A 3,714-nucleotide genomic window follows, 5' to 3' on the forward strand; every position below is an offset into this window, starting at 1 on the left:
GTCCCACCCCCTCCATCAACGCCCCCTACGCTCGACAGCAACGCACAGGCCGACGTCGTCCGGTGAACCCGCACACCAGACCGCAGGAGCCCGACCGTGCCACAGCCCGTAGCGTCCGTACCGCCGTGGCTGCGCCATGCGCTGCGAGTGCAGCCGGGGCCCGTCCCCTGGAACGCGGTGCTGCGCGGCGCCCTCACCTGCGGACCGCTGCTGCTCCTCGGCGTCCTCGCGCACGCCCCGACCGCCGGGGTGCTCGCCGCGCTCGGCGCCATGCTCGCCGGGGTCAACGACCGGCCCGGCAGCCGGCGCGCCGCCGTCACCCGGCTCGGGGCGCCCGCGCTCGCCGGGGCGTGCGGGATCTTCCTCGGCACCTGGCTCGGACAGGGCGCGGGCGCCGGGCAGCTGACCCTCGTGTTCGCGCTGTGCGGGCTCGTGGGCGGGGCGCTCAGCGCGGTCGGCCCGGTCGCGTCCGCGTGCGGCACCCAGTGGCTCGTCACCATGGCGGTCGGCGCGGGCATGCCGCTGCCCGAGCCCGCGGCCGCACGCGCCCTGCTGTTCCTCGCCGGGGCGGCACTCCTGCTCACCCTGCGGCTGCTGCTGCCCGCCCCCATGCCCGGCACCGGCACCGGCACCGGCCGCGGCGCGCGCCGCTTCGACGGTGAACGCGCAGCCGTCGCCGCCGTGTACGACGCCGTGGCGGGGTTGCTCGACGCCGTCGGCACCGGGAACGCCACCGCACGCCGGGCCGCGCTCACCGCCGCCCTCGACCAGGCCCAGGACGCCCTGGCCGGGCCGCGGTTGCGGCGGCACGCCAGCAGCGTCGCGGAGCGCCGGGTACACGCCCAGTACGCGGCCGCGCTCCCGCTCGCCGAGGCCGCCACCGCGCTCGCCTGGTCCCGACCGACGCCTGTGCCCGGCGCCGCCGAAGGCCCGCGCCGCCTCGCCGCCGCCGTACGGAAGGGAAGGCCCAGCGGTCCGCTGCCCGCGCCCGCGCGTGGTGACGCCGCGCTGCGGGCCCTCGACGACGCGCTGCTGCGCGCCGCCGACACCTTCGACAAGGGCACCGCCGACGCCCTGCACGCACGCCGTGCGGCGCCAACCACCGTACTGCGCAAGGCAGTCGGGCCGGCAGGCCGCGAGTACGGGCTGAGGGTCGCGGCCTGCTACGGCACCGCCACCGCCGTCGCGCAGGCGCTCCAGCACGGCCACTGGTACTGGCTGCCCGCCACCGCCGTGTTCCTCGTCAAGCCCGACCTGGGGCCGCTCGCGTCCCGCGTCCTGTGCCGCGCCCTCGGCACGCTCGCCGGTGCCGCCGTGTTCGCCGTACTGGCCGCGCTGCTGCCGCACCCCGGCGGGCTCATCGCCGTCGCGGCCGGCTGCGGCGCGCTCATCCCGGTCGCCGCACGGCACTTCGCCGCCCAGACCGCCACCATCACCGCGCTCGTGCTCGCCCTCGGAATGGTCGGCGGCGAACCCCAGATGGCCGCCGCGCGGTGCGGCGAGACCCTGCTCGCCTGCGCCATCGTCCTCGTCGTCGGCCACCTGCCCTGGCCCCGGCAGCGCGGCGGCGACGTCACGGCCCGCCTCACCACGGCCCGCGCCGCCACCCACGCGTACGTACGCCACGTCCTCGGCGCCCGCGACGAACGCGCCGACCGGGCCACCCGCTGGACACTGCGCCGCGAGGCGTACCGCGCGCTCGCCGAGGCCCGCGCCGCCATCGACCGGGCCGCCGCCGAACTGCCCACCCTGGCCCGCCACACCGCCGGTACGGAACGCGCCGCGGCCGCACTCGAACGGCTCGTGGACACCACCACGGCCTGTGCGGTGCACCTCGACGACCGTGGCCGCGTCCCCGCCCGCCAGGCCGCCGCCACCCGCCACGAGGCCGAACTCCTGGGCCTGGAAGCCGAGTTCGGCCCACTTCCGGTGACGCACCTCAACACCTCACGTACCACGGCGAGTTGCGGCCACCCCTGACCCCGGGCGCACAGCGAACCCCAGTCTTTCGGATACCGTGCGCGGGGAAGATCGACACGGAGGGGACACGGCATGGACACGGCCGACGGGGGCGCAGCACAGCACGGGTTCGACGGTGGAGCGGACACCGACGAGATGCGGGACGTGGAACACGACGAGTACTTCCCGCAGATCCCCGACCCCGAAGAGGGCACCCGCTGGCTCGCCCCCACCGACGTCGAACAGCACCTGTACCGGCTGATCCAGCGCGAGAACTCGTACGCCTATCTGCGTACCCTCGCCATCGAAGGCGTCTACTACCCGGTGCGGCGCGAGGAAGTCGACGCGGCCGGCGAGGACGAGTTCCCGATGTTCAGCCACGAGCGGGGCGGCCGCGTATGGGTGCTGGTCTACACCGAGGGATTCCTGCCGCGCCCGCACCCCGACCTCGTCTACGAGTACGCGAACCTCGCCAAGCTCGCCCGCATCGTCCCCGCCCACGCCGAAGTGCTGGCGGTCAACGCGGGCACACCGTGCCAGGAGCTCCTCGCCGTCGACGAGGAGGAGCGGGACGTCTGGTACGACCTCAGCGGCGACCACGCCGACCCGGACGGCTTCGGCAGCCGCGTGGTAACTCGCCGCACCGGCAAGGGAGTTCCCGAGACCGGCCCGCTTCTGCACGGCCTCGCCTGCGGCGCACATCTCTGCTACGGCAACGGCGACCCGTGGAACACCCTGCACTGGCACGGCATCGGCTACCGCAAGGAGATCGAGCGGCTCAGCGAGTGGTGGGGCGTCGACAGCAGGGCCGACTGGAAGGACATCCAGGAACGCCTCCTCACCCGCCGAGTCAGCCCCTGGTACTGGGACTTCGTGCTCGGCGCGCGCGACGCGCTGCTCCCCACGCACGGCGGCAACGGCGCCGCCGTCGGCGAAGCCCCCTGGCGCGACACCGTCGAGGCCACCCTCCGCGAACGCGTCCGGCGCGCCGGCCACGACCACCACCCGGGCGCGGACGCCGACCTGGACGGCCTCGTCGTCGAACTGCGCGGCCTGGTCGGCAAGATCCAGCGCTACGAAGCCCGCTTCCGTACCGACGGACTGCTCGCGCCCGACGGCATCGTGCGCACCGTCGCCGCCTGGGACGTGGGCCGCGCCTCGAAGATGGCGCGCTGGGGCCGCGGGGCGCGCTACGCCACCGAGGCGGAGATGTACGAGGCCGTCGAGCGGGCCGGGGCGGGAGCGCGCGCCGCGTACGGCTCGTGGGAGGAGTTCTCGGCGGGCTATGTGCTGGGGCGCTGCCTGCACTTCGACGAGGAGGAGTTCGGCACCTGGTACACCTCGGTGCTCGCCGCGCACCGCGCCCTCGTCACCGAGCTGGACAGCCCGTGGCTGACGGTGCCGTTCCTGGGCGGTGCCGTACGCGGGCGCTGAGCTCCGCATCCGGACCGGCCCGAACGATCCGGGCTTGACCCGGCGACGGCCCGCGCCGCAGGATGAGGGCGTGACCGCGCACCAGATGTGTCCCGCAACCCCGGCCGCCGCCCCCGGCGTACCGGACCGTTGCGGGTGTGCGCGCAGCGGCTTGTAGCGGACTTCCACCAGTCCCTCGCCGCCCGCCCTCCGGCACCGGCGTCCGCGTTCCCGGCGTCCCGAACCCCGCGCACGCGACGACCCCGTTCCGCCGACGGTGACCGCACCATCCCCTTCCCCCAGCGGGGCGCCGCCGCGTCCCCGTCGGCACCGGCCCGTGCC

General features: G+C 75.7%; 2 protein-coding genes. Both read left to right on the forward strand.

All coding sequences use genetic code 11. From position 1 onward, the window contains the following. Positions 1–96 precede the first annotated feature (96 nt). Positions 97–1,980: an FUSC family protein gene (locus GUY60_RS35670; RefSeq protein ID WP_161705556.1), complete on the forward strand. Its 1,884-nt coding sequence runs from the start codon at positions 97–99 to the stop codon at positions 1,978–1,980. A 72-nt stretch (positions 1,981–2,052) separates the two neighbouring features. Then, positions 2,053–3,393, forward strand: a complete 1,341-nt coding sequence (locus tag GUY60_RS35675; RefSeq protein ID WP_246236070.1) for a DUF1266 domain-containing protein — start codon at positions 2,053–2,055, stop codon at positions 3,391–3,393. The last annotated feature ends 321 nt before the right edge of the window (positions 3,394–3,714 follow it).

This window comes from Streptomyces boluensis, from assembly GCF_009908195.1.
GTDB classification, from domain to species: Bacteria; Actinomycetota; Actinomycetes; order Streptomycetales; family Streptomycetaceae; genus Streptomyces; species Streptomyces boluensis.